This is a genomic window from Streptosporangium sp. NPDC020145, from assembly GCF_040631275.1.
In the GTDB taxonomy this organism is placed as follows: domain Bacteria; phylum Actinomycetota; class Actinomycetes; order Streptosporangiales; family Streptosporangiaceae; genus Streptosporangium.
The window spans coordinates 86370-101601 of the sequence record NZ_JBEXZT010000003.1 but is presented as its reverse complement, the minus strand read 5'-3'; the positions used below and the strand labels follow the sequence as shown (position 1 = coordinate 101601).

Annotated in this window: 12 protein-coding genes, 1 tRNA gene and 2 pseudogenes; 10 read left to right on the top strand and 5 right to left on the bottom strand. The window is 70.4% G+C overall.

The window, feature by feature from the left end; translation table 11 throughout:
- The first annotated feature begins 7 nt into the window (after nucleotides 1-7).
- Nucleotides 8-406, top strand: a complete 399-nt coding sequence (locus tag ABZ463_RS05940) for a hypothetical protein (protein ID WP_362773459.1) — start codon at nucleotides 8-10, stop codon at nucleotides 404-406.
- A gap of 160 nt (nucleotides 407-566) precedes the next feature.
- Nucleotides 567-1599: pseudogene (locus ABZ463_RS05935) on the top strand (IS630 family transposase).
- Between the two features lie 271 nt (nucleotides 1600-1870).
- Here ABZ463_RS05935 and ABZ463_RS05930 read toward each other — a convergent pair.
- Nucleotides 1871-2182 carry a hypothetical protein gene (locus tag ABZ463_RS05930; RefSeq protein ID WP_362773456.1) on the bottom strand — a complete coding sequence of 104 codons (312 nt, stop codon included), beginning with the start codon at nucleotides 2180-2182 and terminating at the stop codon, nucleotides 1871-1873.
- A gap of 395 nt (nucleotides 2183-2577) precedes the next feature.
- Here ABZ463_RS05930 and ABZ463_RS05925 point away from each other — a divergent pair, with 395 nt between their 5' ends.
- Nucleotides 2578-2898 carry a DUF6355 family natural product biosynthesis protein gene (locus ABZ463_RS05925; protein WP_362773453.1) on the top strand — a complete coding sequence of 107 codons (321 nt, stop codon included), beginning with the start codon at nucleotides 2578-2580 and terminating at the stop codon, nucleotides 2896-2898.
- Between the two features lie 320 nt (nucleotides 2899-3218).
- Here ABZ463_RS05925 and ABZ463_RS05920 read toward each other — a convergent pair.
- Nucleotides 3219-4024, bottom strand: a protein-coding gene (locus tag ABZ463_RS05920) for an IS5 family transposase (RefSeq protein WP_362774284.1) whose coding sequence is annotated in 2 segments (ribosomal slippage) — nucleotides 3219-3271 and nucleotides 3271-4024 — 807 coding nt in all. Because the reading frame shifts where the segments join, the coding sequence is not laid out codon by codon here.
- Nucleotides 4025-4102: 78 nt separating this feature from the next.
- Between ABZ463_RS05920 and ABZ463_RS05915 the strand changes: the two are divergent.
- A pseudogene (locus ABZ463_RS05915) lies at nucleotides 4103-4375 on the top strand (tyrosine-type recombinase/integrase); the annotation flags it as partial.
- A 55-nt stretch (nucleotides 4376-4430) separates the two neighbouring features.
- Here ABZ463_RS05915 and ABZ463_RS05910 read toward each other — a convergent pair.
- Nucleotides 4431-4504 (bottom strand) — tRNA-Arg (locus ABZ463_RS05910).
- A gap of 210 nt (nucleotides 4505-4714) precedes the next feature.
- Here ABZ463_RS05910 and ABZ463_RS05905 point away from each other — a divergent pair.
- From ABZ463_RS05905 to ABZ463_RS05885, 5 genes are all read left to right on the top strand, one after another.
- Entirely contained in the window at nucleotides 4715-5515 is an 801-nt protein-coding gene (locus tag ABZ463_RS05905) for an aminoglycoside phosphotransferase family protein (RefSeq protein WP_352010642.1), read from the top strand.
- Complete coding sequence (locus ABZ463_RS05900; RefSeq protein ID WP_362773448.1) at nucleotides 5499-6446, top strand: cobalamin biosynthesis protein; 948 nt, start codon at nucleotides 5499-5501, stop codon at nucleotides 6444-6446. Before ABZ463_RS05905 ends, ABZ463_RS05900 begins: the two co-directional genes overlap by 17 nt.
- A gap of 231 nt (nucleotides 6447-6677) precedes the next feature.
- The gene (locus ABZ463_RS05895; RefSeq protein WP_362773445.1) at nucleotides 6678-8243 is read left to right on the top strand and encodes a cobyric acid synthase; all 1566 of its coding nucleotides are present in this window, start codon (nucleotides 6678-6680) and stop codon (nucleotides 8241-8243) included.
- A gap of 3 nt (nucleotides 8244-8246) precedes the next feature.
- The gene (locus tag ABZ463_RS05890) at nucleotides 8247-8456 is read left to right on the top strand and encodes an SHOCT domain-containing protein (RefSeq protein WP_362773442.1); all 210 of its coding nucleotides are present in this window, start codon (nucleotides 8247-8249) and stop codon (nucleotides 8454-8456) included.
- An 82-nt stretch (nucleotides 8457-8538) separates the two neighbouring features.
- Nucleotides 8539-11913, top strand: a complete 3375-nt coding sequence (locus tag ABZ463_RS05885) for an NACHT domain-containing protein (RefSeq protein WP_362773439.1) — start codon at nucleotides 8539-8541, stop codon at nucleotides 11911-11913.
- Here the strand turns inward: ABZ463_RS05885 and ABZ463_RS05880 are convergent.
- Together ABZ463_RS05880 and ABZ463_RS05875 are read right to left on the bottom strand one after the other, a co-directional pair.
- Nucleotides 11910-12947, bottom strand: a complete 1038-nt coding sequence (locus tag ABZ463_RS05880; RefSeq protein WP_362773436.1) for a 1-acyl-sn-glycerol-3-phosphate acyltransferase — start codon at nucleotides 12945-12947, stop codon at nucleotides 11910-11912. The two genes, ABZ463_RS05885 and ABZ463_RS05880, sit on opposite strands and share 4 nt — an antisense overlap.
- A 14-nt stretch (nucleotides 12948-12961) precedes the next feature.
- Nucleotides 12962-13792 carry a patatin-like phospholipase family protein gene (locus ABZ463_RS05875; RefSeq protein WP_352010648.1) on the bottom strand — a complete coding sequence of 277 codons (831 nt, stop codon included), beginning with the start codon at nucleotides 13790-13792 and terminating at the stop codon, nucleotides 12962-12964.
- Between the two features lie 108 nt (nucleotides 13793-13900).
- Here ABZ463_RS05875 and ABZ463_RS05870 point away from each other — a divergent pair, with 108 nt between their 5' ends.
- On the top strand, nucleotides 13901-15229 hold the full coding sequence (locus ABZ463_RS05870) for an FAD-dependent monooxygenase (protein WP_362773432.1): 1329 nt from the start codon (nucleotides 13901-13903) through the stop codon (nucleotides 15227-15229).
- The last annotated feature ends 3 nt before the right edge of the window (nucleotides 15230-15232 follow it).

Below are 15232 nucleotides of genomic sequence, written 5' to 3'. Positions count from 1 at the left end.
CCTGCCGGTGATCGGCCTGTTCCTCCTCATCAAGATCCCTATGTGGGTCAATGACGCGAAGCTGGCAGCCATGGTCGACAGCTTTGAGAGCTACCCGCTGCCGCCGAAAAGCGAACTGATGGATGATGACCCCGATGCGTCCATCGCACTCCGCGGCAATGGCGACCACTGCGACTACCGCGCCCGGTTCACACTGCGTACGGCGCTCACCGGTCGCGAACTGACCGAGTACTACGATCGCGCGAACATCGCGGGCGTCAATGGCTCCTCGCCGGACATCACCGTGTGGCTGTCGGAACCGTCGAAGCGTTCCGCGTACTTCTCGGAGGCGGAGGCCACCAGAGGGGTGGCGATCGTGGAGCTCTATGACGGCACCGGCCCTGGCCTGGACTTCCGCTGCCGTTGATCCGCCGAGCCCTGTCGTCGTGGCGGCTAAGCGCCTATCCAGAAGTTCTGCGCGTAACCAGGCGTAAGATCACCGGGGCGTGAGGGTGTTGACACGGGCCTCGCCGGGGGTTGGATCGAGGTTGCCACAACGTCCACCCACCGGCGAGGTCGTGGTCAGTATGCGCCCGCCCATCGTGTTTGCCCAAGCCCCGGCCACCTCGATCGATCAGCTACACGCCCAGCTGCGCGGCCACTGGCGTCCGGCGCTGCGCGCGGTGATGGTTCTGTTGTCGCTGCACGGCCTGCCGGCGGCGCAGATCGCCGAGCTGCTGGGCTATGACGCCGCCACGGTGCGCCGATGGATCGGCCGCTTCAACCGTCACGGCCTGGCAGGACTGGCCGACCGGCCCCGCCCGGGCCGCCCCCGTCTGGGCGGGGAGCGCTTGACGGGCCGGATCGCCGCGCTGCCGGCCCGGCCGGGGCGGTGGACTCTTGCGCGGCTGTGGCGCTGCCTCAACCGGCCCCGGTTGAGCAGGCGCACGCTGTATCGGCGGGTGCGTCAAGTGGCCCTCTGGCGGCGTCCCAAGCTGGTGGCCCGGGGCGATCCGGACCGGTGGCGGACGGTGGCCGCCATCGCCGCGCGGCTGCGCGCGCTGCCGCGTGGAGCGGTGGTCTGGGCCGCCGATGAAACCCACGTGAACCTGCTGCCGCACATCCGAGCGGGCTGGACGTTGCGCGGCGCTCGCCCGGACGTTGTCACCCCGGGTAAGAACCGGCAGGTCACCGTGTTCGGCGCGGTGGAGCTGACCACGGGGCGGTGGGTGTATCGGCTGGGCCGCCGGTGCGCGGCCGACTTCCTGCAGCTGCCGGGTGAGGCGGCCGCCGCGTTCCCGGAGGCCCCGAAGATCGTGGTGATCTGCGACAACGACAGCATTCACCACGCACGGGCCGTGGCGTCCTATCTGCGGGCGCATCCGCGGGTGGAGATGTTGTACGGGGCGCGCTACAGCCCGCACGACAACCCGGTCGAGCGGATCTGGGCCGCGCTCAAGGCGTTCATCGCCAACACCGCCGTCACCTGGCCCGGCCGCCTGCGACAGATTCATGTCTTCTTCCGCGCGTTCGCCGGACCAGTTGCTGGCCACCGCCGCCCCGTGGACCAGCCCCTGGCTCCCGGCCGGTTACAAGCGGAACTTCTGGAATGCCGCTTAGAACGGAAGCTGTAGAGGCGGGGCGCCGTCATGTCTGAACCCTCGAAGGGCGATGAGGAAGTCTCACTGGCAGGCGACGGCCGATGGCATCTTGGATGTGTTGCGAACCCTCGTAGGACTGATGAGTACATACAGGCGAGAGCGGCCCGAGATCTGAGTGACTTACAAGTCACGATCCCTCACAGGGTGACGAGCCACCAGTCTGGCCCGCGACGCCGACGGCCGCAAGCAACGGCGCCCCCATCCTTCTGGGCGGGGGCGCCGTCGAGCCGCTACAGCCAGACGCATTCCTTCGCGTTGGCGAACACGTTGGAGTTGTCCAATACGAGCACTCCCGCGCAGCTATAGCTCTGGCCCCAGGGGGTGATGGTGATCACGCCGGGACCGGAGGACAGCGGGGTCATGGGCCCGGTGCATCCTTCTCCGGTCAGCCACAGGAAGTGGAACATCGGCTCGCCGCTCTCCATCCTTCCCTGAGCGCAGACGAAGGTGCGGTCGGTGGAAGCGGTGGCCGGGGCCGCCGCCAGCGGAGCCGCGAGAACGACGGCGGCGGCGGTGACGGCGAGGCGTTTGATCAGGGACATGGGGGTGCCCTTTCATGAAGGTTGGCGAGACCGTTCGGGGGAGCGCCTCGAAGGTAACCCGGGAGAGCGGTCTCACTTCCTGGCCGGAAGCGGACAACGACGCCCCCGCCTTCCTGGAGCCGCACCGCGAGGGCGTCGCCGTACCGCTCGGCGTCGCGTCAGTCGTACAAGGCGATGCCTCGGTCCTGCACGGTGCCCGGGAAGTCGATCGACGATATCTCGCCCACCTCCGCCCGAGGCGGTGCCTCCGCCCTTCCGGACGGTGGCGTCCTGCTGTGCGACCGCGTGTCAGGGTTGGCAGTAAACCGGTGCTTAATGGCATTTTTTCTTATGGCGTAAATGTGTGGTGTGCGTGACCCTCGGAAATGAAAATCCTCACTCCGGAAGGTGCGCAAATGATCTCCAATCTGAAGCGCCGGAAGAAGAGCATCGCGCTTGGTATAGCCGCTTTGTCCACGCTCGGCGTGCTCGCAACGTCGGGCATGGCATCTGCGTCCAGCACGGCTGAAACAAAGGCACTCGCCTGCGGCTGGGACCCCACCCCGGCCCTCGCCGCCGCCTACTACAACCACTGCGACCCCAGCACTCATGTCCTCATCCGCGTAGAACGGACGTGGCCGCTGAGCGACTACGACCGGTGCGTCGGGCCAGGAAGGACCTACCTCGGCACTACTTACGAGGTTCATAACGCCTGGTACAAGGGCTCTCTCTGCTGAGCCGAATCAGCTCTTGACGTCCGCTGCTCCCCAAGGCGGCGGACGTCTGCGTTTGTCGGCGTCAGAGGCTCATTGGATTTTCCTGGTAACGTCTTTTAACGATTTTCAGGCGAAGTGGATCGGATGTCAAAATGCGGAAATCTCTGCAATTCAGAGGTATCGCCGGCCGTCTCGGACCGTGACTCGTTTGGCCGGTCGGCGGTGGCAGATGAGGGCCGCGGCGATTGCGGCGAAGGACGCGAAGTGGCCTGCTCGGCGATACACCGGCGCCGACGAGTGGTACACCTTCACCAGCTCCCCCATCCCGCTTAGACCGTGTCCTACATGGTGAGTTTGAGATGTCGCTTATGACAGACGAGGGCCGCAACGAGAGTGAGAAGGCCAAGTAGACGTGGGGGTAACGCTCGTAACGGGGTGACAGGCGCCGGTAGCCGAGCAGCCAGGAGATGGTCCGCTTGATCACCCACCGATGGCGGCCCAACCGCTGACCGGACTCGACGCCCTTGCGGGTGATACACACCCCGATACGCCTGCCGCACAGCCGTCGCCGCAGCTCGGGGTGATCAAAGGCCTTGTCGGCGTGAAGCTTGCCGGGCTTGCGACACCCGCCCCGAACCGGGTCGTGTCTCAACGGGAGGGCGAGCACCATCGGCTTCAACCGGCGGCTGTCGTGGACACTGGCCGCCGACAGGCCGACGACCAGGGGTAGTCCGGCCGCATCCGACAGGATGTGCAGCTTGGAACCGGGTTGACCCCGGTCCACGGGTGAAGGACCAGTGTGTTCGTCCCCTTTTTTGGCCCTCACGTGCGCCGAGCCGAGCACCACGCGCGACACATCCAGCAGGCCGTCGTCGGCGAGCCGGTCCAGGACGGCCTGATGCAACCGATGCCACACTCCAGCCCGCGACCAGATCAAAAACCGGCGGTGCACAGTCGACTTCGAGGCGGCGAAACACGGCGGCAGCGCCCGCCAGGCGCATCCGCTGACCAGCACGCAGACGACCGCGGCGAACACCGCCTCATCAGCGACACCGACGATCCCGCCGCCCTGTGGGCGCACCCGCGGCGCCGACGGCGACGGCGACGGCGACGGCCGCACGATCTCCCACAGCCCCGCCGGGACAATCCAGTCCCATTGCCCGCCGTCCAGCTGAGTTCAACGACTCACTCACCATGTAGGACAACGCTGTAAGTCTTCACGCGGCGCAACGGCGAGGCCCTGCGGGAGGAGTTCGCGAGCCAGCGGTTCGAGATTCTCATCCGGCGGGCCGGCCTTCCGCCGATCCGGTTCCACGACCTCCGGCACAGTGCGGCCTCGCTCATGCTCGCTGCGGGGGTGCCGATGAAGGTGGTGTCGGAGACGCTCGGGCACTCGCGGTTCTCGTTCACCGCTGACGTCTATATGAGTGTCGTCCCGGAGGTGGCCGAGGCGACGCTGGCGATCATCCCGCGTCGGTCCCGAACGGCGTCTGCCTGACGCGATGGTCTGGCAATGGCCTACCAGGGGCCTTTCTGAGCCAGGTCATGCATAGCGCGCCCTGCAGGATTCGAACCTGCGACCGTCGGATTAGAAGTCCGGTGCTCTATCCAGCTGAGCTAAGGGCGCTCCCGCTTAATTGTGCATGATCCGGGGAGTGCGTACGCATCGGTTTCCCGTCTGTGTCGCGAGGATCACTCCGCAGGCCGGAGGCCGGGGAGCGTACCCAGGGGACATCTGCCCGGCGGAGTGGTCGTAGGGGCGGTGATCTGCGGCGCGTTGGGCGTTTCACCGGAAATCGTTCTCCTCGAAGGGAAAGGCGGTCTACGCTCGTATGCCATGTTCGCCGTCACGTTCCAGAAGGAGATTCCCCTGCTGGGCGGTGACGTGACCGACGGCGTCGTGCGGGTCGGCGACACCGTCCGCAGACCGGTCCGCACCTCGACGCGGTCGGTGCACGCGCTGTTGCGGCACCTGGAGAGCGCCGGATTCGACGGGGCGCCGAGGACCATGGGGTTCGACGAGGAGGGCAGGGAGATCCTGACCTACGTCGTGGGGGAGTCGGCCCCCAGGCCGCTGCCCGCCTACGCGCTCACCGACGAGTCGCTGGTCGCCCTGGCGGAGTTGCTGCGGCGCTTCCACGACGCCTGCGCCGGGTTCGTCCCGCCCCGGGGCGCCTGCTGGGAGACGGGGTCCAACGACGACGCGCCCGCCGAACTGGTCGGCCACTGCGACGTCAACCTCGACAATGTGATCTTCAGGGACGGGCTGCCCGCCGCGTTGATCGACTTCGACATGGCCAGGCCGACGACCCGGTTGTTCGACGTGGTGACGACGTTGCGGCACTGGGCGCCGATCGCCGACCCCGTCGACCTGGAGCCGCTCCAGGCCGATCTCGCGGTCGGGCCGAGGCTGCGACTGTTCTGCGACGCGTACGGCCTGGCGGCCCGGGACCGTCGCCGCCTGCTCGACCTGTCCAGGCTTCGCTTCAACCGCTCCTACGTCGCCATGCGCGCCAGGGCGGAGTCCCTGGGCGGTGGCTGGGCCCGGATGTGGGAGGGTGGCGCCGGGGCACGCATCCGTCGGGCGTGCGCCTGGCTTGAGAGGAACCAGGACCGGCTTCATGGCCATCTCATCTGAAACCCGGGCAGAGGCTCTGGGGATGCTCGCCGGGGTCGTCGCGGACGCCGTACTGGGTGATCCGAGGCGTGGACATCCGGTCGCGTTGTTCGGCCGGGCCGCGGCGGCGCTGGAGAGCCGTCTGTACGGCGACGCCCGCCCCGCCGGGGTCGTCCATGTCGCGCTGTGCGTCGGCCCGGTGGCGTTGCTCGGGGTGGCCGTGGCCAGGACGGGCAATCCGGTGCTGCGGGGCGCGCTGAGCGCGGTGGCCACCTGGGCGGTGCTCGGCGGCACGACGCTGGGGCGCGAGGGCGTGGCGATGGCGGAGTTCCTTGAGGCGGACGACCTCGCGGGCGCACGCGGCAGGCTCTCGCACCTGTGCGGGCGCGACCCCTCCCGGCTTGAGGCGGCGGAACTGGCCAGGGCGACGGTCGAGTCGGTCGCGGAGAACACCTCGGACGCCGTGGTCGCGCCACTGTTCTGGGGGGCGGTGGCCGGGGTCCCCGGGCTGCTGGCCTACCGGGCGGTCAACACCCTGGACGCCATGGTCGGCCACCGCAGCGCCCGCTACGAGCGGTTCGGCTGGGCCGCCGCCCGGCTCGACGACGTCGCCAACCTCGCCCCGGCACGGATCACCGGCCTGCTCACGGCCGTGTGCGCGCCCGTGGTCGGCGGCTCGGCCCGGCGTTCTGCACGGATGCTGCGCAGGGACGGCCACCGCCATCCCAGCCCGAACTCGGGTCGCTGCGAGGCGGCCTTCGCCGGGGCGCTCGACGTCACGCTCGGCGGCGTCAACGTGTACGGCGACCGCGTGGAGCACCGCCCGGAGATGGGCGACGGCCCCAAGCCCTCGGTGCCGGACATCCGCCGCGCCGTACGGCTGGCCAGGGCGGTCGGGTTCACCGCGGCGGGCGTGGCGGTGCTGGCGACGCTCCTGCGCCGACGGCGGTAGGGGACCTCTGAGTTCACGGCGCCGGAAAGGGCCTCTTGTGCCGGCGGCGCCGGGAGCGATCCTTTGCGCCTGCGGCGGCAAGAGAGGCGAGAGCGGTCCCCGGCGGTGCGAGCGAGCCCCAGGCCCCGGCTCCCTGGCCTGTATCGACGAAGGCGGCGTTTTTCGGACCCACGCCGACAGGGTCCGCCCACGCCGCCAGGCCGACATGGGCGGTACGGCATGCTGTGAGGTATGACGAGCCTTCCCCCACATGATGCTCCGGCCCCGGTCAAAGGGGCGTTGCTGGTCGCCGGGACCACCTCGGACGCGGGCAAGAGCGTCGTCACCGCCGGGATCTGCCGCTGGCTGGCCAGGCAGGGGGTGCGGGTGGCGCCGTACAAGGCGCAGAACATGTCGCTGAACTCCTTCGTCACCGCCGACGGCGCCGAGATCGGCAGGGCGCAGGCGATGCAGGCCGCCGCGTGCGGCCTTGAGCCCTCCGCGGACATGAACCCGATCCTCCTCAAGCCGGGCAGCGACCGGCGCAGCCAGGTCGTGGTCATGGGCAGACCGCTGGCCGAGGTGGACGCCATGGAGTACTGGGACGTCAAGGAACGGCTGCGCCAGGTGGCCGTGGACGCGCTCGGGCGGCTGCGGGAACGCTACGACGTGGTGGTCTGCGAGGGGGCGGGCAGTCCCGCCGAGATCAACCTGCGCAGGGGCGACATCGCGAACATGGGCCTGGCCAGGGCGGCGGACCTGCCGGTGGTCGTGGTCGGGGACATCGACAGGGGCGGCGTCTTCGCCTCGCTGTACGGCACGGTCGCCCTTCTCGATCCGGACGACCAGGCGCTGGTGGCCGGGTTCGTGATCAACAAGTTCAGGGGGGCACCGGAGATCCTCGCCCCCGGCCTCGACATGATCAGGGGACTGACGGGCCGCGAGGTGTACGGCGTGCTGCCCTGGCTGGACGGCCTGTGGCTGGACGTGGAGGACTCCCTGGCCCTGAACGGCAGGCCCACGGCCGCCCGCCCGCCGTACGGCCGGCAGACCCTGAGGGTCGCGGTGGTGAGACTGCCGAGGGTGTCCAACTTCACCGACTTCGACGCGCTGGCCGCGGAGCCCGGGGTGACGGTCAGGTTCGTGACCTCGCCCGCCGAACTCGACGACGTCGACCTGGTGGTGCTGCCAGGGTCCAGGGCCACGGTCTCCGACCTGGCGTGGCTGCGCGCGAGCGGACTGGCCGGCGCGCTGCCGGGGCGGGCGGTGCTGGGCATCTGCGGCGGTTACCAGATGCTCGCCGGGGCGATCCACGACGACGTCGAGTCGGGGGAGGGGACGGTCGAGGGGCTGGGGCTGCTGCCGGCGACGGTGGAGTTCGCCGCGGAGAAGACGCTGGGGCGGCCCTCGGGGGTCGCCTACGGCTGCCGGGTCGAGGCCTACGAGATCCACCACGGCGTGGTGACCGCGCACGGGGGAGAGCCCTTCCTCGACGGCTGCCGATCCGGCTCGGTCTGGGGTACCACCTGGCACGGGGCGCTGGAGAACGACGACTTCCGCAGGGCTTTCCTCGCCGACGTCGCGGCCGTCAGCGGGCGTGACTTCGTCCCGGCTCCGGACGTCTCCTTCGCCGCGTTGCGGCAGGAGAGGCTGGACGCCCTGGGCGACATGGTCGAGCGGCACCTGGACACCGGCGCCCTGCTCCGGCTGCTCGACGGCGGTGCCCCCCGGGGTCTGCCGGTGCTGCCGCCGGGCGGGTCCTTGCGTGAAGCGCCGGACTTCTCGCAGAATTTCGCACAACAGAAGCATGGGAGGTGAGTGATGCTCCGGCTCGTACTGCCCCTGCTCGTCATCGCGGTGATCATCCTGGTGGTCGTCCGCCCGGGGCCGCTCGTGCGCATGCTGCGGGGGAAGCCGCGGCCCGCGCTCGAAGAAGACCCTCGTGAGATCCTCAAGCGCCGTTACGCGGCGGGAGAGATCGACGAGGACGAGTACTTCCGTCGCATGTCGGGGCTCTCCCAGGACTGGTAGCTCCGTGGTTATCCGGATTTTTCAGTAACCGGCGTCTTTTTGGTTGATCATTGGAGGGGATCACCGCGCGCCGAGGAGCAGCATGTCCGGACTGGAAGCCGTCGTCGCCGCAGCGGGCAGAGCCGTCGCCGAACGCGCCCTGCGGGAGGGCCTGGCCGCCCGCGCCGCCAAGGCCGAACGCGACGCCGACCTGTCCGAGCTGATCCGGGCCGGCTTCCCCGACCGGTTCGTACGGCGCAGCCTGGAACGCCAGCTCGCCGCCATCGCGGACGGCGTCGAACGGCGGATCGCGGTCCTCGCCGAGCAGGAGTACGGCGGCCTCACCGAGAACGACAGGACGGCCGTGCTGTACGAGGTCGTCGCCGCCCTCGAATCGGCCGATCTGTCGGACAGGGCCCTCATGGCCGCCGACATGGACCCCGTCAAGCTCGCCAAAGATCTCAGGAAGGGCCTCGGCGACCCCGCGCGTCAGCTCGGCGAGGCCGGGGCCAGGCTGTACGACGTGCTGCTCGACGAGTGCCTCGACTGCCTGCTCAGGATCGTCAGGCAGCTGCCGCAGTATCTCCCCAGGGCCGCCACCGAGGCCCTGAGCCGCCTGTCCGCCGTGGAGGAGCGGATCGCCGCCCTCGGCCAGCAGGTCGCCTCAGGACTGGCCAGGCTGCCCGCCCGCTCGCTCGACGCGCCGACCGGCACCCAGGACGACGCGGAGTTCGAACGCCGCTATCTCGAACACCTCGGCACCACCCTCGACGAGGTCGAGCTGTTCGGCGTCCGGGTGGAGAACTACCGCCCCCGCGCCACGCTGAGCGTCGCCTACATCAGCCTCAACGTCTCGCTGGAGGACCGCTCGCGCGAGCGCGTCCCCGAGCGGATGCGCTTCGCCGACCTGACCGACCTGCCCGGTGCGGGCGGTGGGTACGAGGCGGCGACCCTGCGGGTGGAGAGTGCCCTCGGCCGTTCCCGCCGGGTGCTGCTGCGGGGCGACGCGGGCTCGGGCAAGAGCACGCTGCTGCGCTGGCTGTCGGTGACCGCCGCGCGGAACGGCTTCTTCGGGGACCTGGCCCCCTGGAAGGGCCGTGTCCCGCTCTTCGTCAAGCTCCGCAGCCACCCCTCGGGCAGGCTGCCGGGCCCCGAGGACCTCCTCGCCGACGTCGCGGCGCCGCTCGCGGGCCGGATGCCCGAGGGCTGGGCGCACCGGATTCTCGACGCGGGACGCGCCCTGCTGCTCGTGGACGGAGTGGACGAGCTGGCCGTACGGCACCGGCCCGCGGTCAGGCAGTGGCTCGGCGGGCTGCTGGCCGCCTACCCGGGGACCGTGACCGTGGTGACCTCCCGGCCCGCGGCGGCCGACGCGCGCTGGCTGGCGGAGGAGGGCTTCTCCCCGGTCCTGCTGGAGCCCATGACCCCCGCCGACCTGCGCGAGCTGGTACGGCAGTGGCACGTCGCGATGCGGGGCTCCCGGAGCCTGCCGTGCGCGCCGGAGCGGCTCGACGAGTACGAGGGCGCGCTGCTGGCCAGGTTCGAGAGCAGCCCGCACCTGCGGGCGCTGGCCTCGACGCCGTTGCTCGCGGCGATGCTGTGCGCGCTCAACCTCGACCGGGGCAAACAGCTGCCGCGCAACCGGATGGGCCTGTACGAGGCCGCCCTGGAACTGCTGCTCGAACGCCGGGACGCAGAACGCGGCATCGCCGTCGAGGTCACCCTCGAACCCGAGCAGAAGGTCCGCATCCTCCAGGACCTGGCCTGGCGGCTCACGATGCTGGGCCGCTCCGAACTTTCCTCGGCCACGGCGCTCAAACGGGTCGAGGAGCGCATCGGGACCATGCCCAGGGTCGAGGCACCCGCGCGGGCCGTACTCGACCATCTGCTGCAGCGCAGCGGGGTGATCAGGGAGCCGGTTCCCGGGCGGATCGACTTCGTGCACCGGACGGTCCAGGAGTATCTCGCGGCCAAGCAGGCGGCCGACGACGCCGACGTCGAACCGCTGGTCGAGCGGGCCCACCTGGACCAGTGGCGCGAGACGGTGGTGATGGCCGCCGGGCACGCCAACGCCCCGGTACGGCGGGAGCTGCTCGGCGGCCTGCTCGACCGGATCGACGGCCGGGACAGGCACGCGCGCAGGCTGCGGCTGCTGGTCGCCGGCTGTCTGGAGACGATCCAGGAACTCCCGCGCGACCTGGAGGAACGGGTCGAGGCGTGCCTGGCCGAGGTGATCCCGCCCAGGAACGCGGCCGAGGCGAGGGTGCTCGCGCTCGCGGGAGAGGAGGTCCTGCGCCGTCTTCCCGACGACCTGGGCGGCCTGTCGCAGGCGCGGGCGGTGGCGACGGTGCGGACCTGCTGGCTGGTCAACGGCCCGCGCGCGCTGCGCAGGCTCGCCGGGTACCGGGACGACCCCCGGGGGAAGGTCCAGGAGGAACTCGTCGCCGGGTGGGACTACTTCGACCCCGACCACTACGCCACCGAGGTCCTCGCGGACGCGCCACTGCTCGATGAAAGGCTGGAGGTCGACAACCCGCGTCTGCTGGGCAGCCTCCACCGTCTGGAGCGGCTGCGCAGCCTCCACGTGTCCTGTCCCGTTTCCGGTGGGCTGGACTTCCTGCGCGGCCTGCCGAGGTTACGCGGGCTGACCGTGTACTCCATGGACTCCATGGACGAGGCCGACCTCGGCGCCGTGGGGACTCTGACGGGCCTGGAGTGGCTGTCGATCGACGTGGAGTCGTCACTTCCCGCCGACCTGGAGCCCCTCACCCGGCTGTCCGCGCTGGAGGATCTGATCCTGCAGGGCCGGGGCTTCACCGGAGATCTCGCCTTCCTCGACCGGATGCCCCGTCTCGACATATTGACCCTCGCGGGTCTGGCGCTGATCGACGACTTCGGTCCGGTCGCCAGGCAGACCGAGCTGAGGAGTCTACACCTCCATCAGGCTCCCCACCTGAAGGACCTGAGATTCCTCGCGGATCTTCCGCGGCTGGGGAGCTTCGCTCTCTCCGGCGGCGACGTCGCCGGCGGGCTAGGCGTCCTGGCCGATCACTGTCCGCGGCTTCGTTCGGTGAGCCTGTGGGACACCACCGTCGACGACCTGGACGCGCTCGACGCCTTCGACGACCTCTTCCTGCTGCGTCTCGGGACGTGCCCGGTGCGGGACCTGTCGCCCTTGGCTCGTCGGCGCGGCCTCGAAAGCCTGACCCTCTACGAGACCCCGGCCTCCGACCTCGGTCCGCTGGCCGAGCTGTCGAAACTTGAGTTTCTCTCCCTTGAGAGATCCTCCCAGGTGACGGATCTGTCGCCGCTCGCTTCTCTGACCGAGCTGCGGTCGGTCAGTGTGCGAGGCATGACATCCGACCTCGACCTGGCCCCGCTGGCCGGGAAGCCGGGGCTTCGCGTGATCGCTGACCCAACCCAGAAGTTCCGCAACGTCCACCTGCTGCACCGCAGCGCGAAGATCGAGAGGTCCTAACCCTCCGTCCCGGCGACCGGGGCCGAGCGGTGTTCGGTGATCCAGGCGTCTATCCTGTCCCACTGGTCGAACAGCCAGGTGATCCGTTCCTCCCGGCCTGTGGGCACCTCCTCCGCCCGCACCCGCCACCACCCCGCCTTGACCTCCGCGCGCACCGGCAGTCTGCGCCAGACGTCGCCGAGGGTGACCAGGTCGTCCAGGCCGGTGTGGGCCACGAAGACCACGTCGGCGGACGGGCAGGCCTCGATGGCGGCCAGGGCCCCGTTGGGGCGGGGCGGCAGCAGGTGTTCGAGGCGCCGGGCGCGGGCGGCCTCCTCACGCAGCCCCCGGTCCTCCAGGCGCAGGATCGCCCGTCCCCGGCGTTTCGGGGTGAAGTTGCCCCCCTCGGGGAAGATCACCAGAGCGTCGTCGGCCTCCATGTCCGAGGCCAGACGGCGGATCTCGGTGACGATACCGCCCGTCTCCACGTCGGGCGGGACGAAGGCGTTCGGCAGCCGGTTGACCACGACGTCCAGGGACGGGTCGAGCTGCAGCGCCGCCTTCATCACGATCCTGGGGCGCCTGCCGTACCGGGTGAGCAGGTGGTGGACGAGCAGGACGGAGTCGCCGGGACCCGCGTGCCGGGACAGGACGATCACCGGACGGGTCAGGCGGCGGGACAGCTCCTCGGAGGTCGCCCTCGGCTCGTCGATCTCGACGCTCAGCCCGAAGATCCGTACGGCGGCGCCGTACACGCTGGACAGCAGCCATCTGACCAGGGCGTAGTGCCGCTCCTCACGTTCGTCGTGGCTCAGCCTGCCGCCCAGGTCGATGATCCACAGCCACAGGCAGGCGATCAGCGCCATGGACTCCAGCGTCAGCCACGCCACCGCGAACCAGACGAGCCGGGTGCCGCGCCGCTGCGGGGGCGGCAGGCGCAGTGAGGCCGCGGTGACCACCAGCAGCCAGACAGGCAGGGTGACCACCGCGGCCACGGTGAGCACGATGACGAGGGGGGCGAGGACCAACCGGCGGATGATGCGCGGAGGAAGCATGGCCACCCCCTCTTCTATCGGGCCAGTTCGGCGAGGTAGCGGGAGGAGGCCTCGTAGGCCCGCCGGATGTGTCCGGAGATCTGCGAGGAGTCCCGGTAACGCAGCTGGGAGAGGTCGACGCCCGGCCTGTTCTCCGAGCCGGAGGGCATGACGTGCACCTCGACCCCTCCGGGCAGGGCGGCCATCTCCTCGGCGAAACGGTGCCTGCGGGCGATCTCGAAGGCGATCAGGCCGACCTCCCAGGGACGGCGCGGGACGGTCAGCGGCCGTTCGATCCGGCCGACGTGCAGGACGTAGACGCGGCGGGCGCCCAGGGCGACCGCCCGACCGACCGGGATGCTGTGCACCAGGCCGCCGTCGAGGAAGTGGTCGTCGCCGACCCGGATCGGCGGCAGCAGGCCGGGCACCGCGCACGAGGCCAGGACCGCCTCGACCAGCGGGCCCTCGGTGAACCAGTGGGCGCGGGCGTGCTCCACGGAGGCGGCGACGCACTGGAACGGCACCGCCAGCTCCTCGATGCGGGACACGGGCAGCGTCCGGGTCAGCAGTTCGCGCAGCGGCTCCGGGGAGTGCAGGTGGGTGCCGCTCCTGGCCAGCGTGGACAGGCGGGTGACCCACGATCCGGCGAAGGCCGTACGGACGACCTCGGAGCGCCACAGGGAGGTGAGGTGCCTGACCGCGTCACCGGGGTGGGCCGCGAGCACCACGCCGTTCAGCGCTCCGACGGAGGTGCCGACAACCACGTCCGGTTTGACGCCCGCCTCGTCGAGCGCGCGCAGCATGCCCACCTCGTGGGCCCCGAGCACGCCTCCGCCACCGAGCACGAAAGCGGTGTCCACATCCATGGCTTCACGATAGACGGCTTCGTCCCGGCTGTTTCCTGACGTCAAGTCTCGATCTTCGGTGATCTTTCCGGCAGATTCGAACCGTTGGTACGGCGACGGGAGGCGATGATGATCCGCAGGGCTGGGAAACACGCGGTTGTGCTGGGGGCGGGGATGGGCGGGCTGCTCACCGCGCGGGCGCTGGCCGACTTCTACGACCGGGTGACGCTCGTCGAGCGGGACGACCTGTCGGGGGAGGGACCGGACGGGCCGCGCAGGGGCGTGCCGCAGGGCTTCCACGCCCACGCCCTGCTGCCCAGGGGGTTACGGATCATCGAGGAGCTGTTCCCCGGCGTCACGGAGGAGATGGTCACGGCCGGGGCGGTGTCGTACGAGATGATCGTGCACTTACGGATGATCATGGGGGGCCACGAGTTCGCGCGGACGCCGACCGGGGAGCGGGGCATCTCGGCGACCAGGCCCTTCCTCGAACGGCACGTGCTGGGCAGGGTACGGGCGTTGCCGACGGTGACGGTACGGGACCGCAGCCAGGTCACCGGCCTCATGACGGACGACTCCTCCGGGACGGCACGGGTCGCCGGGGTGCGGATCGCCACCGCCGGACGGGCCGGTGCCGACGAGGAACTGCCCGCCGACCTCGTCGTGGACGTCATGGGCAGGGGAGGGCGGACGCTCGCCTGGCTGGAGGCGATGGGGTTCGAGCGGCCCGAGGAGGAGGTCGTCAAGGTCGAGGTGTCCTACGCGACGTGGTACCTGCGCCTTCCCGAGGGGTCGATGAAGGACAGGCTGGTCCTCGTCGGCACCTACCCGGGCCAGCCGAAGGGGGTGGCGCTGTGCCAGGTCGAGGGGGACCGCTGGCTGGCGACGCTCGGCGGCAACGCGGGCGCGCCCGCGCCCGCGGACCCCGCCGACTTCTTCGCCTGGGTCGACGAGGTCGTCCCCGCCGAGGTGGCCGCGGCGGTGCGCGCCGCCGAACCGCTCGGCGAGATCGGGCTGGCCAGGATTCCGGCCAGCGTACGGCGCCACTACGAGCGGTTGACGCGCTTCCCGGAGGGGCTGCTGGTCGCCGGGGACGCGTTGTGCAACTTCAACCCGATCTACGGGCAGGGGATGTCGGTCGCCGCGCTTGAGGCGTCCGCGATGCGCGAGTGCCTGCGCGAGGGCACCGAGGGCCTGGCCCGCCGCTACTTCACCGCGGCGGCCAAGGCCCTCGACCCCGCCTGGCAGCTGTCGACGGGCGCCGACCTGGCCGCGCGCGACACGGGGGTGCCCATGACCCCGCAGGCCAGGTTCATGGACGCCTACGTCCGCAGGCTGCAGCGGGCCGCCTCGCACGACGCCGAGGCCGCGGTCGCCTTCACCCGGGTGACCGGCCTGCTCGACCCCCCGTCCGCCCTCATGCGCCCGTCCGTCATGTGGAGGGTCCTGCGGGGCTGAACC